At 61.5% G+C, this 25,843-nt stretch carries 23 protein-coding genes; 10 read left to right on the forward strand and 13 right to left on the reverse strand.

The genetic code is table 11. From position 1 onward, the window contains the following. Positions 1-70: 70 nt before the first annotated feature. From AC07UR_RS24930 to AC07UR_RS24960, 7 genes are all read right to left on the reverse strand, one after another. Entirely contained in the window at positions 71-676 is a 606-nt protein-coding gene (locus AC07UR_RS24930; RefSeq protein WP_209792474.1) for an alkylhydroperoxidase domain protein, read from the reverse strand. 19 nt (positions 677-695) lie between these two features. Continuing rightward, positions 696-1,313, reverse strand: a complete 618-nt coding sequence (locus AC07UR_RS24935; RefSeq protein WP_173422160.1) for a CMD domain protein — start codon at positions 1,311-1,313, stop codon at positions 696-698. 48 nt (positions 1,314-1,361) lie between these two features. Further along, positions 1,362-2,408, reverse strand: a complete 1,047-nt coding sequence (locus AC07UR_RS24940; RefSeq protein WP_173422161.1) for a putative FMN-dependent luciferase-like monooxygenase — start codon at positions 2,406-2,408, stop codon at positions 1,362-1,364. 29 nt (positions 2,409-2,437) lie between these two features. Further along, positions 2,438-4,087, reverse strand: coding sequence for a dipeptide ABC transporter ATP-binding protein (locus tag AC07UR_RS24945; RefSeq protein ID WP_173422162.1), 1,650 nt, complete (start codon positions 4,085-4,087; stop codon positions 2,438-2,440). Continuing rightward, entirely contained in the window at positions 4,084-4,968 is an 885-nt protein-coding gene (locus AC07UR_RS24950; RefSeq protein WP_209792472.1) for an ABC transporter permease, read from the reverse strand. Before AC07UR_RS24950 ends, AC07UR_RS24945 begins: the two co-directional genes overlap by 4 nt. Next, a complete protein-coding gene (locus AC07UR_RS24955) occupies positions 4,965-5,909 on the reverse strand; it encodes an ABC transporter permease (protein ID WP_209792470.1) in 945 nt (314 codons plus the stop codon). The genes AC07UR_RS24950 and AC07UR_RS24955 overlap by 4 nt, the downstream gene beginning before the upstream one ends. A 69-nt stretch (positions 5,910-5,978) precedes the next feature. Further along, positions 5,979-7,610 (reverse strand): TIGR04028 family ABC transporter substrate-binding protein, encoded by a 1,632-nt coding sequence (locus AC07UR_RS24960; protein WP_209792469.1) that lies wholly within the window; start codon positions 7,608-7,610, stop codon positions 5,979-5,981. A gap of 309 nt (positions 7,611-7,919) precedes the next feature. On the opposite strand from AC07UR_RS24960, the gene galE reads away from it, so the two are divergent. Next, entirely contained in the window at positions 7,920-8,906 is a 987-nt protein-coding gene (gene galE, locus AC07UR_RS24965; RefSeq protein WP_209792467.1) for a UDP-glucose 4-epimerase GalE, read from the forward strand. A 39-nt stretch (positions 8,907-8,945) separates the two neighbouring features. Here the strand turns inward: galE and AC07UR_RS24970 are convergent, their stop codons facing one another. From AC07UR_RS24970 to AC07UR_RS24985, 4 genes are all read right to left on the reverse strand, one after another. Next, positions 8,946-9,947, reverse strand: a complete 1,002-nt coding sequence (locus AC07UR_RS24970; protein WP_173422298.1) for an acyltransferase family protein — start codon at positions 9,945-9,947, stop codon at positions 8,946-8,948. 14 nt (positions 9,948-9,961) lie between these two features. After that, positions 9,962-11,245, reverse strand: coding sequence for an O-antigen ligase family protein (locus tag AC07UR_RS24975; RefSeq protein ID WP_173422167.1), 1,284 nt, complete (start codon positions 11,243-11,245; stop codon positions 9,962-9,964). Positions 11,246-11,353: 108 nt separating this feature from the next. Continuing rightward, positions 11,354-12,556, reverse strand: coding sequence for a polysaccharide biosynthesis/export family protein (locus AC07UR_RS24980; protein WP_282438150.1), 1,203 nt, complete (start codon positions 12,554-12,556; stop codon positions 11,354-11,356). Between the two features lie 145 nt (positions 12,557-12,701). After that, the gene (locus AC07UR_RS24985) at positions 12,702-13,382 is read right to left on the reverse strand and encodes a sugar transferase (protein ID WP_173422169.1); all 681 of its coding nucleotides are present in this window, start codon (positions 13,380-13,382) and stop codon (positions 12,702-12,704) included. Positions 13,383-14,163: 781 nt separating this feature from the next. Between AC07UR_RS24985 and AC07UR_RS24990 the strand changes: the two genes are divergently transcribed. Next, positions 14,164-14,448: an exopolysaccharide production repressor protein gene (locus AC07UR_RS24990; RefSeq protein ID WP_173422170.1), complete on the forward strand. Its 285-nt coding sequence runs from the start codon at positions 14,164-14,166 to the stop codon at positions 14,446-14,448. 154 nt (positions 14,449-14,602) lie between these two features. Continuing rightward, a complete protein-coding gene (locus AC07UR_RS24995) occupies positions 14,603-15,616 on the forward strand; it encodes a glycosyltransferase family 2 protein (protein ID WP_173422171.1) in 1,014 nt (337 codons plus the stop codon). A gap of 45 nt (positions 15,617-15,661) precedes the next feature. Here the strand turns inward: AC07UR_RS24995 and AC07UR_RS25000 are convergent, their stop codons facing one another. Both AC07UR_RS25000 and AC07UR_RS25005 read right to left on the reverse strand, forming a co-directional pair. Next, entirely contained in the window at positions 15,662-16,612 is a 951-nt protein-coding gene (locus tag AC07UR_RS25000) for a polysaccharide pyruvyl transferase family protein (RefSeq protein ID WP_209792465.1), read from the reverse strand. Between the two features lie 83 nt (positions 16,613-16,695). Further along, positions 16,696-17,661 (reverse strand): glycosyltransferase family 2 protein, encoded by a 966-nt coding sequence (locus AC07UR_RS25005; RefSeq protein ID WP_209792464.1) that lies wholly within the window; start codon positions 17,659-17,661, stop codon positions 16,696-16,698. Between the two features lie 124 nt (positions 17,662-17,785). Between AC07UR_RS25005 and AC07UR_RS25010 the strand changes: the two genes are divergently transcribed. From AC07UR_RS25010 to AC07UR_RS25040, 7 genes are all read left to right on the forward strand, one after another. Further along, the gene (locus AC07UR_RS25010; RefSeq protein WP_209792462.1) at positions 17,786-19,270 is read left to right on the forward strand and encodes a lipopolysaccharide biosynthesis protein; all 1,485 of its coding nucleotides are present in this window, start codon (positions 17,786-17,788) and stop codon (positions 19,268-19,270) included. Between the two features lie 410 nt (positions 19,271-19,680). After that, on the forward strand, positions 19,681-20,796 hold the full coding sequence (locus AC07UR_RS25015) for an acyltransferase family protein (RefSeq protein WP_209792460.1): 1,116 nt from the start codon (positions 19,681-19,683) through the stop codon (positions 20,794-20,796). A gap of 2 nt (positions 20,797-20,798) precedes the next feature. Then, positions 20,799-21,581 (forward strand): endo-1,3-1,4-beta-glycanase ExoK, encoded by a 783-nt coding sequence (gene exoK, locus AC07UR_RS25020; RefSeq protein ID WP_412728411.1) that lies wholly within the window; start codon positions 20,799-20,801, stop codon positions 21,579-21,581. 105 nt (positions 21,582-21,686) lie between these two features. After that, complete coding sequence (locus AC07UR_RS25025; RefSeq protein ID WP_209792458.1) at positions 21,687-22,889, forward strand: glycosyltransferase family protein; 1,203 nt, start codon at positions 21,687-21,689, stop codon at positions 22,887-22,889. Further along, positions 22,886-23,884 (forward strand): glycosyltransferase family 2 protein, encoded by a 999-nt coding sequence (locus tag AC07UR_RS25030; protein ID WP_209792456.1) that lies wholly within the window; start codon positions 22,886-22,888, stop codon positions 23,882-23,884. The genes AC07UR_RS25025 and AC07UR_RS25030 overlap by 4 nt, the downstream gene beginning before the upstream one ends. After that, entirely contained in the window at positions 23,881-24,828 is a 948-nt protein-coding gene (locus AC07UR_RS25035) for a glycosyltransferase family 2 protein (protein WP_234942040.1), read from the forward strand. The genes AC07UR_RS25030 and AC07UR_RS25035 overlap by 4 nt, the downstream gene beginning before the upstream one ends. Continuing rightward, positions 24,825-25,841, forward strand: coding sequence for a glycosyltransferase family 2 protein (locus AC07UR_RS25040; protein WP_412728410.1), 1,017 nt, complete (start codon positions 24,825-24,827; stop codon positions 25,839-25,841). The genes AC07UR_RS25035 and AC07UR_RS25040 overlap by 4 nt, the downstream gene beginning before the upstream one ends. Positions 25,842-25,843: the final 2 nt, after the last annotated feature.

A 25,843-nucleotide genomic window follows, 5' to 3' on the forward strand; every position in this document is an offset into this window, starting at 1 on the left:
TCACCACGAAACGGCTTTGGCGGCATCCGAAGGTGCCGCGCACCCTTCCGCCCCGCCCCTCAATCGCAAATCACTGCACAGCCGGTGTCGGTTCGCCGAGCGAAAGCATCAGGCGGTTCGCCCAGTTGAAGAATGCGGCGCCGTGGATGACGTCGGCGATCTCAAGTTCGTCAAGGCCGGCGGCAGATAGGCGCTCGATATGATCGTCGCCAAAGGTGGGTGGCGTCGCCGTCAGCGCCACCGAGGCAGCAACGATCGCGTTCCAACGTTCGCCGAGATCGGTTTCGACACCTTCGTCCAGCAATTTCTGCACGTCGTCACCCCGCTTGGAATGATGCGAAGCGAAGCGAGAGTGCACGGACGCACAGAAGATGCAGCCATTCGACCGTGATGCGGCCGTTGCCGCAAGTTCGCGCTCGGCGCGTGGCAGGCCAGTGCGGGTGTTGTAAAAGATATCCTTGTCCGTCTTCGTGCGGGCTTCGAGAACCGCAGGATCCCGAACGAGCAGGCGGAAATAGGGTGACTTGGCGCGCGACGCCTCCACGAGGCCGGCAAGATGCGCCTCCGTCAGATCGTCTTCCGCAAGCGGTTCAAGCCAAGGTGTCCAGCCGATCTCGGCCTGTGTGAATGCCACTGGGCGACTTTCGATCGCGGGCGTGATGATGTGGTCGGTCATGACAAACTCCTTATGAGGCTCAGGCGGCTGCGCGCCGGGCAGATGCGGCAAGCAGACCGAGGCCGGCGATCACGCGGATCTGGAACGCGACGAATGAAACGAGCTGCGACAGCGTCACGATGCCGTCAGTCGTCCAGCCCGCATCGAGGAGCGCCTGCAGAGCCTTGGGGCTTGCGTCGCGCAGGTGGAAGACGAGCAGATGGGTATGTTCGAGCGCTGCGGCGAGCTTTTCGCCAAGCGCGTCTCGGCCGGCGTCTGAGACGCGGTAGATGGGACCGGATGCGTCCTCAATGCTCAACGGACCGGCCGGGTATCGCCCGTATGGCCCGACGGCCTGGGCTGCGCCGATCTCGGCCTTCAACACCTCTACCAACCAGCGGTTCTTTTCGCTCTCCTCCAACGGACTGACATAAAATTCGAAGATGTCCGGTTGCCGGTGTAGTCCAGCAACGAAGCTGGCGATGGCCTGGCGCTCGACCAGCGAAACATCGCTTAGAGTGGCGGGCTCGAAAAGAGCGAGGTAGCTCTTCTGCGCCTGCTCGCGCGTCTCCGGCCGCTGGGTGCGAATACGATCGAGCGATGAGCCCGGCTTGATGCCGGCGAGCAGGTCAATGATATCGGGTGTCGATGTGGTCACGTGAAGTCTCCTTCCTTGAATTGAGCGACGCCGCTGGCGTCCAAACTGTCAGCCGACGGCTCCGAGCCGTCGGGGGGCAAATTTCTCTTCCTGTGCCCACCCGAGCGCCGGCGCGACCTTGCTCGCGATCAGCTCTATGGAGCGCAGGATCAGCGGGTGTGGCGGATCGATGGAGTGAACCTGGAAGACGAGGTCTGTGACCCGATCGAGTGTCGTATCCGCACGCAGGCTTTCGATCACGTCATCGGGTGTGCCCACATGGACGTCGAAGGCCGCGATCAGATCGGCGAGCGAGCTGCCCGTCGGCTTGTGACCTGATGCAATCAAGCGCTCCGCGCCACGGCGCAAACCGATCTCGGCCAAGCGCAACGCCTCGTCGCGGCTGTCAGCCACGAAGAGGCTGCGGGATCCCAGAATTTTTGGGGCGCGACCTGCCGGCAACGCCGCGAGATAGGCATCTATGATCGGGTTCTGCAGTTCGCCGAGCGAGGCAGTCGGGCGGTCGGCGGACCGAGGCTGGGTGCGCGACAGCATCAAGCCGTCGCCGGCGCGCCCTGCCCGCTCGCCGCCCGCGACAGAGAACGTCGCCTGCCAGATCCGGTCGAGCAGTTGCGGTGCAGTCGGATAAAGCTGGTCGCCGCCCGCAAGGCTGCGCCCGGCCCACGCGTCGAGAACGACGCGCAGGTGCCGGCTGAAAATATCGCCGCGCTCTGCACTCTCAAGGCCGAACGCCGTGAAGGACGACGGTGTGCCGCCGGTGCCGAAGCCGATCTCGACACGCCCGCAGGAGAGAAGGTCGAGGACCGCCGCGTCCTCGGCAACCCGGATCGGGTTTTCGAGCGGCAGGGTGATGACGCCGGTGCCGAGCCGGATCCGCGAGGTCTGCGCGGCGACATGCGCCAGGAAGACAAGCGGCGCCGGCAGGCCACCCTCGTCGGCATGGAAGTGATGCTGGGCCACCCAGGCGGTATCGAAGCCGAAACGCTCGGCGGTGGCGATCTGCTCTGCCGCATAGTGATAGCGCGCGCCGGCGGGGACGTCGTCGAGGAGACGTGTAAAGAACCCGAGGCGCTTGCGTGGCGTCGTCTTTGTCATTTTTTGTCCTGTCATTCATTCCCGCGTCGTCAGACGAGGGCTGCTCTTTTTTGTCCGGGGATAGCGTTGATGAGTTCGCGGGTGTAGTCGCTGCCCGGGCGCTCGAAGACGTCCTCGACCGTTCCGCCATCGACCAGCCGGCCGTCCTTCAGCACGGACACCGTGTCCGAGATCTGCCGCACGACTGCGAGGTCGTGGGACACGAACAGGTAGGTCAGCCCGAGATCGCGCTGGAGTTCATCGAGAAGATCGAGGATGCGGGCCTGCACCGTCACATCGAGGGCGGAGACCGCTTCGTCGAGAACCACGACGTCAGGATCGAGCACCAGCGCGCGGGCGATCGCCACGCGTTGTCGCTGGCCGCCCGAAAGCGCATGCGGGCGCCGGTCAAGCGCGGTTTCAGGCAGACCGACGCGTCTGAGGATCGCCCTTACCTTTTCCTCGCGCGCTGGCCGGGCCAGCTTGGCAAAATTCAGGAGCGGTTCGGCAACGATGTCGAACACCGTCTGACGCGGATCGAGCGAGCCATACGGATTTTGATAGACCAGCTGGATCTTGCGTCGGAACTGGCGCAGCGTCTCCCCGCGAAGCGTCGAGAGATCGGTGCCATCGATCTCGATGCGACCCGCGGTCGGCTTCTGAAACCCGACAATCGCCCGGATGGTGGTGGTCTTGCCGGAGCCGGATTCGCCGACGATGGCATGGGTTGTGCCTCGACGGACCCGGAAGCTTAAGTCATCGACGGCACGAAACGATTTGCCGTTACCATCCGTCCGCACGAAGTCCTGCACAAGGCCATCGACAATGATGACGTCATCGCCGGATGCCTGAGGCTTTTCGCGCGCGGTCGCCGGCGCTTTGCGCGCAACGGCCGAGAACGACGGCGCATCGGCCAACAGCTGTCGGGTGTAGGCAGACCGCGGTGCGGCAAGCACCACCTTGGTCGCCCCCGCTTCCTGAACACGCCCGTCTTGCAGGACGACGAGCCGGTCGGCGCGATCAGCGGCCACGCCGAGATCATGGGTTACGAGCAGGACCGACGTGCCGAATTCGGTACGCAATTCGTCGATCAGGTCGAGGATGCGCTTCTGAACCGTGACGTCGAGCGCGCTTGTCGGTTCATCGGCGATGATGAGCTGCGGCTTCAACGCAACGGCGATCGCAATCAGCACGCGCTGGCGCATACCACCCGAAAGCTCGTGCGGATATTGTCGCGCCCGGAGTGCGGGCTCGCTCAACCCGACGCGCCCCAGAAGCGAAATCACCTGAGCCTCCAGGTCCCGACCGCTTGCGACACCATGGATTCGGAGGATTTCACCGACCTGCGCGCCGATCGTCTTGACGGGATTGAGCGAGCTTGCCGGATCCTGCGGCACCAGACTGATCTTTGCCCCACGCACCGCATCGAGTTGGCGATCCGACCAGCGCGCGATGTCCGTGCCGTTGAGCCTGATGCTGCCGCCATCGATGCGGCCATTGGCATGCAGCAGGCCGATGATCGACTGCGCCGTCGTTGTCTTGCCGGAGCCGGACTCGCCGACCAGCGCTACGACCTCACCGGGATCGATCCGGAACGAGACGTCGTGCACGACGCGGCGATGCGCAACGCCGTCATGATAGCCGATCGACAGGTTCTCGACCTCGAGCACCGGCGGGTGGGGAACGTTGGAGCCGCTCATGCTGCCACCTTGCCGAAGGATTGGCTGACGCGGTTTGCAGCCAGAACCACCAGAACGACGATGACCCCGGGTGCCGTGGTCAGCCACCAGGCCGTCGAGATGTAGTTGCGGCCTTCGGCAATCAGCAAGCCCCACTCCGGCGTCGGTGGCGGAGCGCCATAGCCCAGGAACCCGAGCGTCGAGATCTGCAGGACGGCCGACCCGAACTGCAATGCCGCAATAGCCAGAACCGAGGTCAGGGAGTTCGGCAGCACGTGCCGCCAGAGGACCGCAGCGAATGTGCCGCCGCTACCAAAAGCTGCCTCGACATAGTCGCTGCGCCGGACGCGAACGACCTCCGAACGCGACAGACGGGCAAAGCGCGCAACCGAGGTCACGCCAACGGCAACGGCCGCATTGACCGTACCGAAGCCGAGCAGGATGATGATGCTGAGCGAAAGCATGAGCGGCGGTATCGACAGCAAGACATCGACGAGACGCATGATCGCATCGTCAACCCGGCGCCGGACCGATCCTGCTATGACCCCAATGCTGGTGCCGACGATAAGACCGAGCGCCACAGCGACAAAAGCACCGGTCAGCGAATGCACCGCGCCATAGACGATGCGGGCGTAAAGATCGCGCCCGAGCGCATCGGTACCAAGCAGATGGCTGGCATCGGGCCGGCGCAACTGTTCGCCACCGACCCCTTCGAGCGGATTGTAGCTGGTGAAAAGCCACGGAGCGACGGCCCAAAGGAAGGCGATGGCAAGAACCAGCCAGGACAATGCGAGGCCCACTGGCAACCGTCGGACGAAATGGGGGAGCGAGAAGCGCCTGCCCGCCCGCTGTCCATGCCTAGACGCGATGGCGTCGTCCTGGATCGTATCGAACGTGGTCATGCCGTGGCTCCTGCTTTTGTACGAAGGCGGGGATCGAGCACAGGAAAGAGCAGATCCACGATGAGATTGATGGTGACGAAGGCGAGTGCTGAGAACACAACAATCGCCTGAAGCACGGCGGCATCCTGACTGCCAACGGCCCTTCCCGTGAGGCCGCCGATGCCATTGAGGCCGAAGACCGTTTCGGTAACGACCGCACCGGCGATGAGTTCGCCAAAGAGCACGCCGGCGATCGTCAGCGTCGGCAGCAGCGCGTTCTTCGCCACGTGCCGCCACAGCACCCACTGGCGGGTCGCCCCCTTGGCGCGGGCAACAGCGACGAAGGGCCGTGTCAGCACGTCATCGATGTTGCGCACCAGGACCTGGGCAAGCGGGGCGGAGATCGGCACGGCAAGCGTGAAGACCGGCAGGATCAGTTCCTGCCACGGACCAGGATTGATGACCGGCACGAGCTTCAGCCGGAACGAGAAGATCTGGATCAGCATGATGCCTAACCAGAAGGTCGGGATCGAGATGAAGAGCGACGGCACGGACTGGATCGCGCCGCGCAGCCAGGCGAAAGGCGTGAGGCTCGACACGAAGGCGATGACGACGGCAAAGACCGCGGCCAGCAGGAAGCCGAGCGATGCAAGTTTGAGTGTCGCCTGCAGATGAGCGGCAAGCATCGTGCTGACGGGCACGCCCACCTGAACGGAATAGCCGAAATTGCCGGTCAGAAACCGCCCGATCGTCTGGATATACTGCACCCAGATGGCGCTATCGGCTGCATAGGACGCACGGATGTCGGCGATCTGCTGCGGGTTTAGCCCAAGTTCCGGGTTTTGGAACTTGATGAGGATGGCATCCCCCGGCATCGCCTGCAGCAGCACGAAGGAAATGGTGAAGGCCGCCCATAGGACGAACAACGCCTGTCCCAGGCGATTGAGCAAATATCCGGACATTTGCCGTTCCTCTGCTTTGTGTCATTGCGAAGACCGGCCACGGCAATGCGCGTGGCCGGTTGAACAGCATCAATGTTCGGCGAGCCAGGTGCTGTAGAAGCTCGGGCGGCCGACCGACTCGAAAGCGATGCCCTGGACGTAAGGCGCGCCGGCGAAGGCCTGCGGCTCCTCGAAGATCGGGATCGCATAGGCCTGGTCAATGACGTAGTCCTGGACCTCGCCGGCGATTGCAAACCGCTTCTCACGATCGGGCTCTGCGGTGAGCGCCTCAAGCAGGCCGTTCAGCTTGTCGTCGGCAAAACTCTGGGCCTTATCGCTCTGCCCGCCCTTCTGGCGCAGCACGTCTCGGTTCTTCGGGTAGTACTGGCTCTTGATCACGTCAGGATCGGCGCGACCGACCATCGCCGGAGAAACCGGTGTCTTGAGCGGATCGAGATCGTCGACGACCCGGCTGCCGCTGTCGCCCGCAAGTACTGTCAGCTTGACGCCGAGCTTGCCCCATTGCTGGGCAACGAGCTGCAAGGTTTCCTTGTTCTGCGGCTGTGGCAGAGATTCGTACGCCGTCAGCACCAATTCCTTGCCGTCTTTCTGCCGCAGGCCATTGGCGCCGACCGTCCAGCCGGCCTCTTCGAGAAGTGCCTTTGCCTTTTCCGGATCGAAGGCGAGTTTGGCAGAAATGTCGCGGTAACCGAGCGCCGTCGAGGCGATGATCGATGTCGCCTGCGGGTAATTGGCGGAAAACAGCGTCGTGACGATTTCCTTGGCGTCGGTCGCGTGCAACAGCGCCTTGCGGACCCTGACGTCTGCGACTAGTGGATTGTCGGGACGGAAGACCACGCTGTTGTTCACGCCGCGCGTCGAGGGCGCGTAGATCTGGTAATCCTGGGCCTCGACCTGCTTTTCGTCATAGGCCTGTACCTGGCGGATGAAATCGGCCTGACCGGCAAGCAGCGCGCCGATGCGCACGCTGTCTTCGCCGGTGATGATGTACTTGATACCATCGAGATAGGCCCTGCCCTGATGCTCCAGCTTTGCCGGACCCCAGGCGTATTCTTCACGCGCCTTCAGGTTCAGCTCCTTGCCGATCGTTTCGCTATCGACGACAAACGGACCGGAACCGATGATCTTGGTGGCGTCGCCCAGCTGTTCGAAAGGAAGCGCCAGCGTGCTTGCCGCGACAAGGCCGGAACCGATGACCGAGGTGCCCTGCAGGAAGCCGGGTGACGGCTTCTTGAAGAAGAATTTGACCGTCTGGGGATCGACGACCTCGCTGCGCTCGTAATTGTTGATCACCTCCGACACCGGCTGTTTCAGCGCCTTGTTGCCGAGCCCGAAGACGTCGTAATTCTTGGCGACGGCTGCCGCATCGAGTGGCGTGCCGTCGGAGAAGGTGACGCCCGGGCGGATCTTGAACGTGTACTCGGTCGCGTCAGCGTTGACCGTCCAGGATTCGGCGATCCAGGGCTCGATTTCGAGCGTCTTCGGATTCTGATAGGTCAGCTTGTCGGTGATCTGATTGAGGATGCCACCGTTCGGATAGAAGCCGCCGGCCGGCGGATAGAGATTGGTATGGGCCTGCTGCTCGAGATAGATCAGCGTTCCGCCCTTGACCGGCTCGCTAGCAAAAGCGCCAGGCAGGAAAAGGCCGGAGGCGGAGATTGTCGCCAGCGTCAGCGCAAGCCGTTTCAGTTTCGTCGTCATGGGAGCCTTCCTTCAAATGTCTGAAGGCTATCGTACGAGGAAGTGTCGGATCATCAACTAAATCTAGTAAATTAATATGCTATATGTTCCGAGCGAATGGAAAGAAGCATCTCCGTCTCCGAGCCGATGGAGATATTTCTCCCGAGGCCGTCTCACTGCCTTCTTTTGCTGGTCTCAAGCGACATGCGGATCAGGGCGTTGAAAGACCGTCTGTTATCGTGGGCGAAACGCTTCACGTGCCATTGACAATTCGGCCCCTATTCATTGAAAACTTTGCCAATTCCTTCCAAGCCCGAGATTGAGATATTCATGACAAATAACAAGGTTCTTGTCGTCGGCGGCGCCGGCTATATCGGCTCGCACACCTGCCTTCAGCTGGCCTCCAAGGGTTTTGAACCCGTGGTCTACGACAACCTGTCGAACGGCCATGAGGAGTTCGTCAAATGGGGCGTTCTGGAAAAGGGCGACATCCGCGACCGGCAGCGGCTCGACGACGTGCTGGCACGACACAAGCCGCGGGCGATCCTTCACTTCGCCGCGATGATCGAAGTCGGCGAATCCGTCAAGGATCCGGTCTCCTTCTACGACAACAACGTCATCGGAACCTTGACCCTGCTGTCGGCAGCACTTTCGGCCGGCATCGAGGCTTTCGTGTTTTCGTCCACCTGCGCCACCTATGGATTGCCGGAAAGCGTGCCGATCGACGAGCAGCACCGCCAGGCCCCGATCAACCCCTATGGCCGCACGAAGTGGGTCTGCGAGCAGGCATTGAAGGACTACGGGCAGTACAAGGGACTGCGCTCGGTCATCCTGCGTTACTTCAATGCCGCGGGTGCCGACCCCGAGGGGCGGATCGGCGAGTGGCACGAGCCTGAGACCCACGCGATCCCGCTCGCGATCGATGCCGCCCTCGGTCGCCGCGATGGCTTCAAGGTCTTCGGCACCGACTACGACACCCGCGACGGCACCTGCGTGCGCGACTACATCCACGTGCTCGACCTTGCCGACGCGCATGTGCGCGCCGTCGAATACTTGCTTGAGGGCGGCGACAGCGTCGAGCTCAATCTTGGCACGGGCACCGGCACGACGGTCAAGGAACTGCTGAACGCGATTACAGAGGTCTCCGGCCGCACCTTCGGCATCGACTATGTCGATCGTCGGGAAGGCGATTCGACCACGCTCGTCGCCAACAACGACAAGGCCCGCGCAGTGCTCGGCTGGGAGCCGCAGTATGACCTCGCGGCGATCACGCGCACGGCCTGGAACTGGCATTCCCGCCGCAACCAGGGTGCCTGAGATCAGGAACCTCGACGAACCGCATCCTGGCTTAGACGGCTAGGATGCCGGACGTACCCGGTTCAGGGGCAATCTGGAGCGGGTACGTCGCGTAATCGGGCGCTCGATGATGAAATACGCGGCAATGCCGGCCAGCGTGCCGGCCACGAGCGCGACAAGCAGTGTCGGCGCTGAATTCAAGCCGACCACCGCCGCGACCTTGACGACGACCGATATCGCGAAGGTGTGCCACAGGTAGATCGAATAGGAGGCATCGCCGAGCAAGGTCGGCAATGTCCATTTTCGGAACCAACCGTCGGATTCAAGCGCAAGGGTGCCGGTGACCAGCATGACGGCCAGCGGGCCCAATATCCTTTCGTCGAACGGCAGGCGCAGGACGGCAAGGCCCGCGAGCCCCAGGAATGAACCGGCGACAAGCACGATGCCGACACCTGGTCCGGCAATCCGGCCCCGCAGCCAGAACTCGGCAACAATCATGCCGGCCACGAACTCGAGGATGACGGCGCGCGTATAGGTCAAAAACAGCGCGTTCTCCGTATCGATGGCAAGCCCGAGCAGCACTAGCGAAACGAACACCGCCGCCATCGCCGGCAGTCGACGATGCCGGGGCAGCATCAACGATGCGGCGAAGACGACATAGAAGAACATCTCGAAATTCAGCGTCCAGCCCTGCACGAGCACCGGCCAGATTTCGCCGCTGCTCGGCGAGCGCGCCGGGATGAACAGCAGTGAAGCGACGATGTGTTCGAGCGACAGGACGAGATTCGGGAAAAGGCCGGCAATACCTCCCCCGATCATCACCATCGTCGCGAGCCAATAGACCGGCGCAATCCGGCGCAGCCGCTCCTTAAGGAAAGCAAGTGGTCTTGTCGGACGACGATCGCTGATCACCCACATGATGAAGCCACTGATGACGAAGAAGACATCGACGCCGGCAGCCCCGATCGCGAAGTGGTGGCCCGTCCGCTCGGCCGCGTGAAAGAGCACGACACCGAGCGCGGCAAGCGCGCGCAGATATTGTATGCCGTGGATTGTTTTCATCGGCGTGGCGGTCATCAGAACCTCAGCTGCGGGTGGTGGCTTGCCAGCACCCTGCCCTCAGCAAGCCGACGCTCGCTGACGACCTGCCGGCCCTGCCTGATCGTCAGCTTTCCGGCTGCAAAGTAGAGCAGGAAAGAGCCGACGTGGTAGGGATTCATGATGTCGATTTCGACGAAGGCCCGCACGAGCAGCAGCAGCACCACGCCGAACAGAACGGAAGATTCCACGTGATGGTCATAGGTGAGCAGCCGCTTGATATGGCCGAAGACGGTCACCAGGAGCACGGTGCAAAGCAGCACGAGCCCGATCGCGCCGGTCTCCACCATCGCCTCGATGAAGGTGTTGTGGAAATGGAAGCCCGAGCGGGTCGCGATGAAGAATTCTTCCCACAACCGCTCCGGTTCGGAAAAACCCTGGACCCAATAGGCCTGGTAACCCACACCGACGACAGGTGAAGAGAGTGCAGCCTCAATGCCCTGCCGCCAGAGATAGGTTCGCCCGGTCAGCGTGGAATCCTTGCCGAAGAGCCCGAGAATGAGGTCGACGCCGCCACCGTAGACCGCGGCAATGGCAGTGACCCCGCCCACGACGATGGCGGCGAGAAACAACCCCTTGCGATGGCTGGGCGACAACATGCCCACGGCGCGCATGCCGAGCCAGCAACAGACGATAGCGACGGCCGTCAGAACCGATGTCGCCGATTGCGAGGCAAACAGCGAATAGGCCGATATCAGTCCGACGGCTCCTGCGGCTCCGAGCCAAAACCTGCGCTCCCCAAGCGCAACAGGCGCGATGAAGGCAAAGTAGATCCCAAGAGACGCATAGAACCCGAGCTGGTTCTTCGAAGCAAAGGCACCGACGAAACTATAGGTGCCGTCAAGCGGATCCAAGTGGTAGACGCCAAACAGCAACGAATAGACGAGCACGATACCGACCCCCGCCAGCGCGCCGCGCACGAGCGTGCGGATGTCGATCGTGCGCATGACGATCAGGGCGCAGACGACATGGGAGAGGTACTGCACCCCCGTCCTTGCCGTCATCCCCGGCGCTGCCGACCAGAACACCGACAGGCAGGCAAAGACCGCAAAGGCAAGGATCCAGATATATCTGCCGTAATTGCCGAGCACCCTTCGATAATCGACGAGGACCAGTGGCAGCCACAGCGCGTAATAGACCAGGATCGACGCCTGCCCGAACCGCGAGGAATAGGCGAAGACGAAGAACGATATTGCCAGCGCAAACGTACCGTAGGCCTGGTTTTCACCGGGAGAAACGAGGCTTGCCTTGGAAATTTTCATCGTGATCCTTCAAAGCGTTTCTCGATTAACGGGCATCCGAGAAACGCTCTATTTTGTTCTCAAGCGCTTCCTGATGGTCCCGCGCTTCGCACTTCTCCCCGAAACGCGCTAACGCATCGCAACGTTGGCTTCGATCTTGATCACGTCGCCCGGCTGAACCGGCGTGTTCTCATCGGCCGCAATCTCGACAGCCTTGCCTTCCTTCTCGCGGACGATCGAATAGCTGATCACAGCCTCCGACCCGTTGTCCTTGGTCTGCGCCGCCTCGGCCGATTGCAGCAGCGCCTCGGTCATGAGGTCGCGACTGGTGCCAAGCTTGATCGCCAAGGTGTCGAGTTCGGCCTCGGTGTTCTGCAGGTCCTGGGCAAGCTGGGCATCCCAATCGTTGCGCAGGTTTGTGTCGTCCTGGGTCGCCTTGCTGACATCCTGCTTTGCCTTCAAGGATGCGGTATCGATATCGAGGACGGCCCCCTGCAACTCGGCCACGCGCTGTTCTAGCGCGAGCTTGCGCGCAGCCAGCGCCAGTCCCTTTTCGGCAAGGCCTTCGATCTTGTCCCTGTCCTCGATCACCAGGTCCAATTGGCGGTTCTGGGTCTCGGACTTTTTCGCCAGCGCCTCGATCTCGTTTTCGAGCAGGGATTTGAGATCGGCCAGCGATGCCAGCTGACGCTTCTGCCTCTTGTCGCGCGATACCATCAGTGCCGTCTCGCTTTCGAGCAGGCCGGCGACGTCGGCGGCGTCCCTTAATTCCTTCGGCAGTTCGATCTTGTCCTTGCCGGCGATCTCCGCCTGCAGGCGCGCGCGCCGGATCAGGAGCCGGTTGCGCTCGGAGACCTGCACGCTCGAATCTCCGCGGGCATTGATGTAGTCGCGGGCGAAACGCTGGCCGCTTTCCGAACGTCTCAAGCCGCCACCGAGACTGACGGCCTTCAACACCGTCAGGCTCGGCGCGTAGGGGTACTCACCGGGCTTCTGAACCTCGCCTGAGAGATAGACCGGGCGATACTGGGCGAGTTCGACCGAGGCCGATGGCCGGTCGCGCAGACCGAACAGCGTCTGCATCTTGACGCCGATCGCCTCGCTCATCTCGGCAGTCGTCTTGCCTGCTGCCGGCAAGTCGCCAATGAAGGGGATGGAGACCATGCCGGATGCACCGACGGTATAGTCACCGCTGACCACGGACCAGTCGCGCACCGCGCCTTCGGCTGTCTGCCATTCGGCAACGCGGATCTTCAGCTTGTCCATGACGCCGAGATGGTATTCGTCGGCATGTGCCGGCAGCGTGCCGAACACGGTTATGGCCGCAAGCATGGCGGCCTTGAGAGAATATGGCTTTCGCAGGGAGATCAGGGATCTCCCGTTGGCAATTTGATGTGTCATTGCGGTTTCCCGGTTGCTGGTCGCGCGCTCCGGCGTCCAACGACCGAGGTCGTCAGGCTCCGTGGCGCAGCGTTGGTCAGTAGCTGCCGCGAGAAAAGCAGACTGCGGGGATCGTCTTGAAGACGATGGAGACGTCGCGGATCAGCGACCAGTTCTGCACATAGTGCGTGTCGAAGGCGACGCGTGTTGCATAGGAAACGTCATTCCTGCCGCTGATCTGCCAGAGGCCGGTCAGGCCCGGCCGAGACTGAAGATAGAAGACGGCTGCGGCGTCGTAGAGTTCGAGTTCGTCTTCCACGACAGGTCGCGGGCCGACGATGCTCATTTCACCGCGGATGATGTTGATCAACTGCGGCAGTTCATCGAGGCTGAGCTTGCGCAGCACGCTGCCGACGACGGTCACCCGTGGATCGTCCTGTAGTTTGCGTGTCGCTCGCCATTCCTCGTAGGCTGCCGGATTGTTGCGAAGATGATCCTGCAAAAGCCGATCGCCGTCTGCCCGCATCGTGCGGAACTTCAGGCAGCGGAATGAGCGGCCGTTGTGGCCGATACGGCGGTGGCCGTAGAAAACGGATCCGCCATCCGAAAACTTGACGAGCGTCATCAAGAGCAGGAAGAGCGGACTGAGAAAGACAAGAGCGAGTGAAGCGGTGAAGACGTCGAAGCCGCGCTTCGAAATTCCTCCCACCGGACGATATGCTCCTGACTCTGCGGTACTGAAAAACGGCGAATTGGCCGATCGAGTCGCAGACTTCATAGAGAAGACTCCATTTACGTTGGCGATTGGTCGGTCCCCTTGGGGCGCACTCGTATCCAAGAATGAGTGTATGGTTAGGATTTGCTTTTTAAAGGCGAAAAGATGACCGGCGGCGTGCGCACCTCCCGCAGACGTATATCATCAATCGCGAATATGTAATATTTCCTCGTGAACGAAGATCATCTATTCATGGATGAGCAAGTGTATTCCTGAAGATGCCGATGTAATTTCCGGATGTATCGACATTACTCATGAAATAATCGACCGTACCTTGGTATCAGGATGTTTGCTTTCATCTTGTATCGGAAATTTTGCCCTCTCGGTAAATTGAAATCCGTCAATTTGGGCGACGCATCTTGCGATGCAGCAATATTTTGCACTGCACGCACATAGCCGTCACCAACGCGAAGCTTGTAACAAAAGTTGATAGTGAAAGCGGATCGAAGGCCAACCTCGAGACGAACGAAACAAGGCGAAACCCACAGTGGGTGGAAACGGGAGGTTCGGCCCGGTCGTTGCCAACCTCAATTCGGCCGGTGAAAATCGATTCCCTCTGCCTCTCCCGAAAGCCATATCAAAAGCCAAATCAACGGAATTTGATTGGCACCGGCCTGTTCTAAAGGCGACATAAACATTTTCGGGGCTATAGCGGCTTATATTGCATCTGCGGCTATTGTCGGTTGAACCGGGGCGTAACCGCCAATATATTGAAACTCTGTGGTGGGAAGGGCTTTGGCTCCGATGGAGACACCAACAACAGATCCGAAAGCTAGGTAGCGCGATGTTCGCACCCCGCGTCTTTGCCAGCATGATTGGCGCCTTGACGGTCTTTGCCATCGTCACCTACCTGCTGAACGGCTCACTGACCTCGACCCTGATCCAGACCCTGATCTGCGCCGTGCTGATGCAGGTCGGCTATTTCCTGGCTGTCGTCTTCCTCGTTTGGAAGAAGGCGCGCGAACGCGACCGGCAGGCAGCCGAGAACGCACGCACAGCGACGGAAGAAAAACAGACCGGCAAGGTTTCGACTGGGCGGTTGAACAGGCCCGGCCACTTCAATCCCTGACGCGCAAAAGGCGGCCTTCCTTTGCCGCCAATGATGCCATCGACAAAAAAGTCAACGTTTTGACGCGGTTACGACATGATCGCGTTGCATCTTGCGGCGCGCCGGCAAAGCAACACCGATGCCGGCCATGCCCGACGTAACGCTGGAGGCCAGAATGACCGCAGCTGCAACGATGGACGTCTGTGTCATCATCGCCGCAAAAAACGCCGCCGAAACGATTGCAAGGGCCGTCGCTTCGGCGCTTGCCGAGCCCGAAACCGCCGAGGTAATCGTGATCGACGATGGTTCGACGGACACGACCGCATCGTCTGCCTTGTCGGCTGCCGATGACACAGGACGTCTGAACGTCGTTCGCTTCGAGAACAATCGCGGCCCGGCTGCTGCACGAAACCACGCGGTCGCAATCAGCCGCTCGCCGATCCTTGCCATCCTCGATGCCGACGATTTCTTTCTGCCCGGCAGGCTCACCCGACTTCTCGCTGTGTCTGATTGGGATTTCGTTGCCGACAACATCGCCTTCATGGACGAGACGGCCGCCGCCAGCGCCGCGGCCGACGTCGGCCGGTTCCAGCCGGAACCACGCCTTCTCGACCTCAACGGCTTCGTCGAGGGCAACATCTCGCACCGCGGCGTGAGGCGTGGCGAGATCGGCTTTCTGAAACCGCTGATGCGGCGTGATTTTCTATCGACGCATCAGCTCGCCTACAACGAGGCTCTTCGTCTCGGCGAAGACTACGACCTCTACCTGCGAGCGCTTGCCAAAGGCGCGCGTTACAAGATCATCCACAGCTGTGGCTACGCGGCGATCGTGCGTGGCAATTCGCTCAGCGGCAGCCATCGCACCGAGGATCTGAAGAGGCTTTACGAGGCCGACCGGGGCATTCTCGCCGACAACCGATTGAGCGCCGAGGCGGCCGCCGTCATTCGCCGGCACGAACGCCATATTCGCGGGCGCTACGAGCACCGGCGTTTCCTCGATCTGAAACGCGAAGGCGGCCCGATCGCCGCCATCACCTATCTGCTCGGCAAGCCGGGGGCAATTCCTGCGGTTGCCGGTGGCATCTTTGCCGACAAGGCCGAACGCATACGACCGACCGAGGCGCTTGCCGAACGCGGCAACTCGAACCGGTTGCGCTATCTGTTGCCGGCCTCGGCCGAATTGAGTTGATCGCCTTCAACGGCGCCCGTCGCGGGCGCCGTTGAATTTCTCCTTCTAGAGATAATCGCGACGAACGGTTTCGAGAACGTCGCGGAAGCGCGCCTTGCGCTCGGCAAGGACGCGGTCTTCGCTCAGTTGCGGCTCGGCCCTGCTCGCCTGCCACAGGGCCAACGTCGAGGGAGCAGCCAGAAACTGCTTGGCGGCTCCACGCAGGAAGGTCTGCCTCGGCGGCGTCGTGCCGACGACGAGGTCGCCGTCGATCTGGCGCCGGTTCGGGTCTTCACCGTCGGTTTCAGCGATATCGAATCCCATGCCCCAAAACCTCGTGCCCTTGATCATCGCTTCAGCGCGGCTTGAAACCGGGACATGGCGCGGGCGATAGGTGACGCCGACCGTCTGCGCCCAGTCGTTCCACTTGAAGCTGTTGATGCTGTCGGATGTCGAAACCGCCACCCACGGAACCCGAAAGGCATCCGCAAGGATTGCACCGTGCATCGATTCCGCCACGATCAGCTCGGATTGGGCGATCTCCCGGATGACGGCTCCTGCCTCGCCGCGCGGGTCGATATAGTGCAGGCCAACCGTACCGCAGGTCGTCGGCCACATGCCGGCGATCGCGCTTTCCCAATGGGGAACGAAACTGCGCTTGTGGATCTTCGGCAGGTTCCGGAATTCCGGCATCTCGGCAACCATCACGGCCGGATCGATGATGCCAAGTTCGGGCGAAACTCCGACCTTCTCGGCGGTTAGCGGCCCGCGTACACAGCGGACGTCCCACTCCGCCTTGTCGCGCATATCCGGAAGCGTGCCATAGCCGAAGCCACTGCCGAGCACGAGTTTTCGCATACCGTCGGGCAGTAACGCTCGGTTGAGCACCGTACCGACGCCGACGAGCAGGATGTCGTCATGGCTGTCGCGGAAACCAGGCAAGAGGAAATCCCAGAGCCAAAGATTGAGGTCGTCTCCGAAATTGCCGTGATGTGATTCCCAGTAATAGGGCTTCATGAGCGGTCCTTCTCTCAAATGAAAATGTGTCCGGCGCCGCAAGCGGCGTCTCTGTTCCCTCCTGAGGGATGCTGTCTTCGTGATCAGCGTTGCGGTGATAGTTTGCCGACGGCCAATTGGAGGGCGCTTTGCAGCAATTTCGGATCGCGCCACACCCAGCGCGCCAGGAGCCTGAACTGCGGCGATTGCTTGCGGCGCAGCCGCCGCGCCTGGCTCCACAGCGCCTGTCGGCGGGCCGTGTGCTGGTAGGAGCGGATCGAAGCGATTTCCTGTGGGCGGCGCGAAAACCGGCCCTCGAGCGTTTCAAGCGCCACGAAGGTGTTGAACTGCTGCTGCAAGAATTCCGGCGAATCGTTGTCGATCGAATGGAAGATGTTGATGCCTTCGCCGCGCTCGGCACCGGCCGCATCGCAAAGCACAACGCGCCTGGCCGCAAGCACGCAGTCGCAGAAGAACAGCACATCTTCGGCGGCCAGCCGCAAGGCTGCATCGAAGCGGATATTTTCGAACAGCGCGCGCCCGATCACCATGCAGGACAGATGCAGGAAGCTCCAGTTTCTCAACATCACCTGTGAAAGATCGGGAATTTCCACCACCAGCGGGCTCTGCTGCAGGCGAATGCAGGTGTCGCTCTTCAGGAGATCGGCAACGCCGAAATGGTAGTAGAATGCATCGCCGCCCGAGATCGATGCCCAGTAGCAATCGGCATCGTAGCGCGTCAGGCTTTGATAGGCATTCTTCAGGTGATCCGGCGTCCAGATGTCGTCGGAATCGAGGAACGCCACGTATTCCGCATCATGAGGAACATGGTCGAGCCCGGTGTTGCGTGCACCGCCCGGCCCCTGGTTGGCCTGGCGTATAATGGTGATGCGTGCGCGCAGGTCTTCACCAAGCGGAGCCAGTTCCTCATCGACCGAATAGGGCGACTGATCGTCGACAACCAAGACGTGAAAGTCCTGGAATGTCTGGGCGAACACGGACTTGAGCGCCCGCCGAAGAATGCCCGGCTCCTTCTGGTAGTAAGGGATAATAATCGTAAGCTTTGCCATCTTTTCGCCCCTGCGGTTTCTCTACAAAGAGTCTTGCGTGGTCACCTCCCACCGGGTCGCGGCCGTATGTCTATCGCCTGTCCTTTGCCTCTTATTCTTTCAAAGGACTCACGGGATGTTCGCCATGCCCTCCACCGTCAATGCCAAATCCGTCACCCGTAACGTCGGCTGGAGCGTGCTCTCAAAGACAGGCACATTCGGGCTGAAATTTGTCACCGTGCCTATTCTGGCGCGCATCCTGACGCCTGAAGAGTTCGGAACGGTCGCGGTCGCGCTCACTGTCGTGCAGTTTCTGGCGATGATCGGCGGTGCAGGTCTCGCCTCCGCGCTGATCATTCAGCGCGAGGAGGAAATGGAGCTTGTCCACTCGGCCTTCTGGGCGAATCTGGCGATTTCCGTGGCCATGGCGCTTGGCCTTTTCGTCTTTGCCGCCCCACTCGCAACGCTGCTCGGCGCGCCTGACGCCACCTATCTTCTGCAGATCATGAGCCTGCTTATCCCACTTCAGCTTGGCGGCGATGTCGCCTATGCGCTTCTCGCCCGGCGCATGAATTTCAGCAAGGATGCGGCCTGGAGCATGATTTCGGAAACGGTTGGCGCACTCGTCGCCGTTATCATGGCGCTTGCGGGCTTCGGTATCTGGTCGCTCTTGGGACAGCTCTTCGTATCGGCATTGATCCGTCTTGCGGGGCTCTATGCCGTTTCCGGCTACATTCCGAAGCTGGTCTTTTCGTTCCGGCGCGTATGGACGCTAAGCCGATTCAGCCTCGGCATGATGGGCTCGGAAATCGCCAACTTCATTACCTTCCAGTCGCCGATGGTAGTGATTTCCCGCTATCTCGGTCTTTCCGATGCGGGCGCCTATTCCGCCGCCAACCGCTTTTCCAGCATTCCCAACCAGATCGTGCTTTCGGCCGTCATGGGCGTGCTTTTCCCCGCCTTCAGCCACATGGGCGAGGATCGCCAGCGCCGCTCCCAGGCGCTCATGCTGAGCACGCAGGTGACCACGGTGCTGCTTGCACCGATGATGTTCGGGCTGTGGGCGCTCGCCGAGCCGGCGATGCTCGTGCTCTTCGGCAGCCAATGGGCGGCCGCCTGGCCGGTTCTCGGCCTTCTGGCCCTGTCCAAGGGCGTCCTCACGCCGTGCAGCACCTACGTGCCATACCTCAAGGGCATCGGCCAGGGGGCGGTTCTGTTCTGGTGGGCCGTGATCCGGGCGGTCGTCACCACCGGCGCAGTCGCCTATGGCGCCATAAACGGCTCGCTGATCGAGGCGATGATCGCCCTTTGCATCGTCAACGTCCTGACGCTCGTCGGATATTCCTGGGTGGTCTTCCGGGCTGACGGCATGCCGTTCTTCAGAGGTTTCTTCGTCTCGACCAGACCAATGTTTGCAGCCTTTGCCATGGCGCTTACGGTGCGCCTCCTCCTTGAGCGCTTCGGTTCGCACGTTCCCAATGCCATCATGCAGGTGCTCGTCGGCGCCGCCATCGGCGGTGGCATCTACGTCATTCTGATGGTTCTGATGGAGCGCAAACTGCTGGTGAAGCTTCAGCAAATGATCCGTCAGCGCGGCGCAGCGGCACCGGCTCCAGAACCTGCGGAATGATATGGGTTGGCGAACTGCGATGTGCCTCACACTCGCCGCAATTCTCACCGCGGGGGGCAAAAAACCTTGAATTGACAATGATCAACGAAAAAAAGTCTGCCATTTTTGCTGGCAATTATCCGACGTAAATTCAACCCAAGGATACGCTTCATTAGAATATGAGCATGTTGTGCAACATGCGACAAGCGGTGCGCTTTTGACGATTGCAGCGGTCAATTCGCCTTCAATTTGCGGTGAATTCGAAATGTGGCGAATGCTGCACCGCAACAAATCATGACCGATTCTTTTGCTGCAGCGCCATATTTTCAGCCGCGCCCCTGCCCTAGCTTAAGTGATGCGGGCTCTAGTCTGCTCTGTTGAAACGGCGCCGAAAATGGCGCTGGCAGATAGGAGTGACGGATATCGTGGCTATGGACGCGAACATTTCCTCGCGGATCAATCTGATGCGCATCGTGCTGATTTCCGGCATCGTCTTCGTACATGTGCCGCATGATCCGCAGACGAGCCCCTTCCTCGGTACCTATGGGTTCTGGGACTGGCTGCGCGTGTTTCTGGGCGATAGCCTCTTTCGTGTCGGCGTTCCCTGCCTCAGCGCGATCTCCGGCTATCTCCTGTTCCGCCGCGGCCTGGAGACGTTCGACTACGGCAAGACGCTTCGGACCAAATCGCGCACGGTATTGCTTCCCTTCCTTCTGTGGAACCTTGCCTTTCTGGCACTGGTCTATACCGCGCAGCTCACGAACATCGGTTTCGGCTACCTTCCGGATGTGGTGAATGCCGGCCCGCGCGAGTGGCTGAGCCTGGCGTTTGCGCTCGAGGGCCTGCCGATCAACGTGCCGCTCTACTTCCTGCGCGATCTACTGCTTTGCATCCTGCTCTCGCCAGTGCTCGCCTGGCTGATCAAGCGCTATCCGCTGCAGGCGCTTGGCCTGCTACTTGCCTACGCGGTGCTTCCGCTGCCGAACGGTATCTTCCTGAAGAAATCGATCCTGTTCGGCTTCTCAACCGGTATCTATCTGAGCCTGCACCGCATCGACGTTAAGCGGCTCGATCCCTATGCGCGATCGATCACCGCCCTCTTCCTCGCCGCTGCCGTCGCGCTGTCGATCGTTCTCTACCAGACAGGCCCCGAGTTCCCCGCCTGGGTCGATATGCTGCGCAGCCTGACGGCCCTTTCCGGCATCGTCGGTTCCTGGGCCGTATCCGCGCTTCTCATGCGCACCAGGCTCGGCGAACGGCTGGCGCGCTCCGGCGGCCTCAGCTTCTGGATCTTCTGCGCCCACTACCCCCTGCTCATCCTTTTCTGGATGGTGTGGAACCGCACCGGGTTCACCGACTACCGTCTGTTCTACTTCGTGATCCCCTTCATCACGATTGCCCTTCTCGTTGCCGCGCATGCTTACGCCAAGCGCCTCGCACCGGGTTTCACCGCCGTCCTGACCGGCAGCCGCACCGACGCCTCCCGAGCCAATGCGCGCCCGGACACCGGACGTCGCACCGACTACTCCCCTCAGCAAAGGACCTGACCATGAGATCGATCAGACCTCACCGCCTCGCCCTGCTCACGATTCTCCTTGCCGGGATTGCCGGCTCTGCATCAGCTCAGCAAGGCGCCACAGGCACCTCGTTCCTCGACAATTTCGACGCGCTCGACACCGGCCACTGGTATGTCTCCGATGGCTGGAACAACGGCCCACACCAGAACTGCACCTGGTCGAAGGATCAGGCGATGGTCGTCGACGGCGTCCTTGAGCTCAAGTTCGAGGAAGGCAAAAAGGGCGAGCGCAACTATGCCTGCGGTGAAGTCCAGACCCGCAAGCGCTTCGGCTACGGCACCTACGAAGCCCGCATCAAGGCCGCCGACGGATCAGGGCTGAACTCGGCTTTCTTCACTTACATCGGTCCCGCCGACAAGAAGCCACATGACGAGATCGACTTCGAGGTGCTCGGCAAGAACCCGGCAAAGGTGCAGCTCAACCAATATGTCTCGGCCAAGGGCGGCAACGAGAAGCTCGCAGACGTACCGGGCGGCGCCAATCAGGGCTTCAACGACTACGCCTTCGTCTGGGAGAAGGAGCGGATCCGCTACTACGTCAATGGCGAACTGGTCCACGAGGTGAGCGATCCCGCCAAGATCCCGACCAACGCGCAGAAGATCTTCTTCAGCCTGTGGGGCACTGACACGCTCAGCGATTGGATGGGCACCTTCAATTACAAGGGGCCGACGGCGCTGCAGGTCGACCGGATCGCCTTCACTGCGCCCGGTGACAAGTGCCAGTTCGCCGAATCCGTCGCCTGCAAACTGGACTGAGGACACCACCGCACCGCCGCATCCGTGCATCGCGCCACAAATGGCGCGTTGCACGATTTCTTGAATGACGCTTGGCTCGGGCTGAGCAGGAAGACGGACGTTTTCATGCTGAAGGTATTCTATCTGGCACAGGATCTGGCTGACCCCGCGGTGCGCCGTCGTGTCCTGATGCTGAAAGCGGGGGGTGCACGCGTAACACTCGCAGGCTTTCGCCGGGGCGCAAACGCGCTGGCGGCCATCGAGGGCATCGACCCGATCGAGCTCGGCACGACCCGCGATGGCCGCTTCGGCCAGCGGATCGCAGCGGTCGCCAAGGCATGCCTGTCCCTGCCGGCGAAGTTGCGTGCAGTCGACCGGCCCGACGTGATCATCGCACGCAACCTCGACATGCTCGCCGTCGCCAACAAGGCAGTCGGCATGTTCGGCGGCTTTGTTCCTGTCGTCTATGAATGCCTCGACATTCACCGCCTGCTTCTGCGCGACGATGTGGCCGGGCGTGCGGTGCGTGCCAGCGAAGCCTACCTCGGGCGCAATGCGCGGCTTTTGATCACCAGCTCGCCCGCCTTCGTCGAGCATTATTTCCGCCCGCTCTCCGGGCTGGAAACGCCGGTCATGCTGCTTGAGAACAAGGTGCTTGAACTCGGCGAGCGCGGCGATCCGCCACTTGCAACAGTCACCACATCGCGACCGGACGAACCCTGGCGGATCGGCTGGTTTGGCGCGCTGCGCTGCCGCAAATCACTCGCACTGCTTTCCGCATTTTCCCGGCGTATGGACGGCCGCTTCAAGATCGTCCTTCGCGGCCGGCCGGCCTATTCCGAATTCGACGATTTCGACGGCTTTGTGCGCGATGAACCGCACATGACCTTCCACGGCCCTTATCGCAGCCCGGAGGACCTCGGCGCCATCTACGACGAGGTCGACTTCACCTGGGCGATCGATTTTTTCGAGGAAGGCCAGAATTCCAGATGGCTGCTTCCGAACCGGCTGTACGAGGGATGCCGATTTGGTCGGGTGCCGATCGCCATGCGCGGGACGGAGACCGCACGCTTTCTCGCAGTCCGCGGCCTCGGCTTTCTGCTCGATGAAGCCGAGCCGGACAATCTGGTTTCACTTGTCGGCGACGTCGACGCGGGCCGCTACGCCGATGCGTCTGATCGCGTGCGCGCCTGCAATTCCGACACATGGGTCTTTGGTCGCAACGATTGCGAGAACCTCGTCAGGCGCCTTTCGGCAATCACGTCGACGGCTCCCGAGCCTGCAGCACCCCTTTCCCCCGTCCGTCAAAACGAAGGTGGTTTGTCATGAACACAACAGATCTGACGTCGACGCGCAGTCTGATCGTCATCCCCTGCCTCAACGAGGCAGACCATATCGAGACTCTGGTGGACAAGCTTCGCCCATCGCTCCGCCCGCTCAACGCGGTCATCCTGATTGCCGATGGCGGCAGCACCGATGGCACACGCGAAATCGCAGCGCGGCTCGCTGAAGGCGATCCGGCCGTCCTGATGCTCGACAATCCCAGGCGCATCCAGAGTGCCGCAATCAATCTGGCGGTCACTGAATTTGGCGGCTCGTTCGATTTTCTGATCCGAATCGATGCGCACGGCACCTATCCTGACGATTACTGCCAGAGACTGGTCGAAGAGGTGATCTCCACCGGCGCCGACTCCGTCGTCGTTGCCATGGAGACTGTCGGCTTCACGCCCTTCCAGAAGGCGACCGCCTACGCCCAGAATTCCAAGCTCGGAAATGGCGGTGCCAAGCATCGGCTCGGAGCCACAAGCCATTGGGCCGACCACGGCCATCACGCCCTGATGCGCATTCAAGCCTTCAAGGCAATCGGCGGTTACGACGAAAGCTTCAGCCACAACGAAGACGCCGAGTTCGACTATCGCTTCCGCCAGGCCGGCTACCGCATCTGGATGACCGACCGGACGAGCATGGTCTATTACCCCCGTGCCAAGGTCGGCCCGCTGTTCCGGCAGTACTTCAGCTACGGCCGAGGGCGCGCCCGCAATGTGTTGAAGCACCGTGTGGTGCCTAGCCTCAGGCAATTGCTGCCGCTTGCGGTCGCACCGGTGGCAATCGGCGCTTTGCTGGCCGTGATCAACTGGGTTGCCGTCGTCCCGGTCGTGCTCTGGGCCGCAGCCTGCATCGGCTACGGTGCCTGGATGGCACTCGGCCAGAAAAACCCCTACGGGCCGCTTGCTGCTATCTCGGCCATGGTGATGCACTTCGCCTGGTCGGCCGGGTTCTGGCGCGAATTACTCGACCTTCGCAACAGGCGGGTCGCACCATGATTGAGGCCGCTACCCAAATCCCCGTGGATATCAGGGTCGATATCGCGGTCTGCACCTTTCGCCGGCCCGAGCTTGCCGAAACCCTGCGCTCTCTGGCGGCCATCAGCGTGCCCGAGGGAACGGCGATCCGGATCATCGTCGCCGACAACGACGTCGAGCCAAGCGCTGCCGGGCTTGTCGACGCCTTGCGCTCGGAGGTTCCCTTCGAGATCGACTATGTGCACTGCCCGGCAGGCAACATCTCCATCGCGCGCAACGCCTGCCTCGACAACGCCACAGCCGACTACCTTGCCTTCGTCGACGATGACGAAACCGTCTCGCGCGACTGGCTCATGCGCCTGCTGGAAACGGCCGCTGTCACAGGGGCCGAGGCCGTTCTCGGTCCGGTTCGAGCAGGGTACGACCTTGATGCTCCCCCCTGGATGCGGCGCGGCGATTTTCATTCGACACGACCGGTCTGGGTCGGCGGCGAGATCGTGACGGGCTACACCTGCAATGTCCTGCTCGATCGCAAACGACCGGCACTCGCCGGCCGGCGTTTCAACCTGGCGCTTGGCAAGACCGGCGGTGAGGACACTGAGTTCTTCACCCATATGCATGGGGATGGTGGCCGCCTCGCCTATGCGCCGGATGCTCTGGTCTACGAGATCGTGCCGGAAAAACGCGCCAGTTTCGAATGGCTGGCAAGACGACGTTTTCGCTCCGGCCAGACCCATGGGCGCCTGTTGAAGCAGGCCGCGGCCGGTGGCGGCAAAGCAGCGGAGGTCGTTCGCGCCACTGCCAAGTCCGGGTATTGCGCGACCGCAAGCCTGCTTTTCGTCGCCTCGCCTGTCGTCCGCTCGCGTTATGCGCTACGCGCCATCATGCATGCCGGCGTCGTCAGCGGCCTCTTCGGCGTTCGCGAGCTTGAGCAATACGGCGCGTCGGAAGTGGCAGCGCGATGATGAAGAGCAATCCCGATGTCAGCTTTATCATTGCCGCATTCAGGGCGGCGGATACGATCGCGCGGGCCATCGACAGTGCGCTTGCCCAGGAAGATGTCGAGATCGAGGTGATCGTCGTCGACGACGCTTCGCCGGATGAAACTGCGGCCGTAGTCGAAGCGATGACCGATCCGCGCATCCGGCTAATCCGGCTCCCGGCCAATCGGGGCCCCGGTGGCGCGCGCAATGCCGGCCTCGACGCGGCGCGCGGCGACTGGGTCGCCATTCTCGATGCCGACGATACCGTTCGGCCGGGACGATTGGCCCGAATGATCGCGCGGGCACGCAGCGAAAACGCCGATATCGCCGTCGACAATCTGGAGGTCCTGAACCTCGATGGCCGGCGCGAGCGGATGTTTGCCGACACCATGCTTGAAAAGACACCGATCCTTACCCTTGCGGCCTTCATCGGCTCCAACGTCCTTTTCCGTTCGACCTACAATTTCGGCTACATGAAGCCAATCTTCGAGCGACGGTTTCTCGAGCAGAAGCGACTGCGCTTCAGGCAAGATATCCGCATCGGCGAAGATTATATCCTGCTGGCCTCCGCATTGGCGCAAGGCGGGCGCTGCGTCGTCGATCCGTCGGCCGGCTACCGCTACCACATCCGTGAAGGCTCGATTTCGCGCGTGCTGGAGCTGCGTCACGTCGATGCGATGATCGCCGCCGATGCCGCATTCCTCAGTACCCACGCCGTCAACGCAGGTGCAATGGCAATGCAGCGCAAGCGCAGCCGCAGCCTTCAAGAGGCGCGCGCCTTTTTGTCACTCGTTGAACACCTGAAATCCAGATCGCTGGGCAGCGCCATCAAGACGGCACTCTCCAGCCCCTGCGCGCTCCGGCATCTCCGGATGCCGATCGCCGTGCGACTGCGCCGCCTGGTTGCGCCGCTGTCGCGCTTGAAGCCCGTCACGATGACTGTGGCGGCTGAACGATCCACCTCGGGCAAATGCCCTCACACGAAAAAAGGATAATG

Source organism: Ensifer sp. GW821-FHT05G01 (assembly GCF_059419585.1).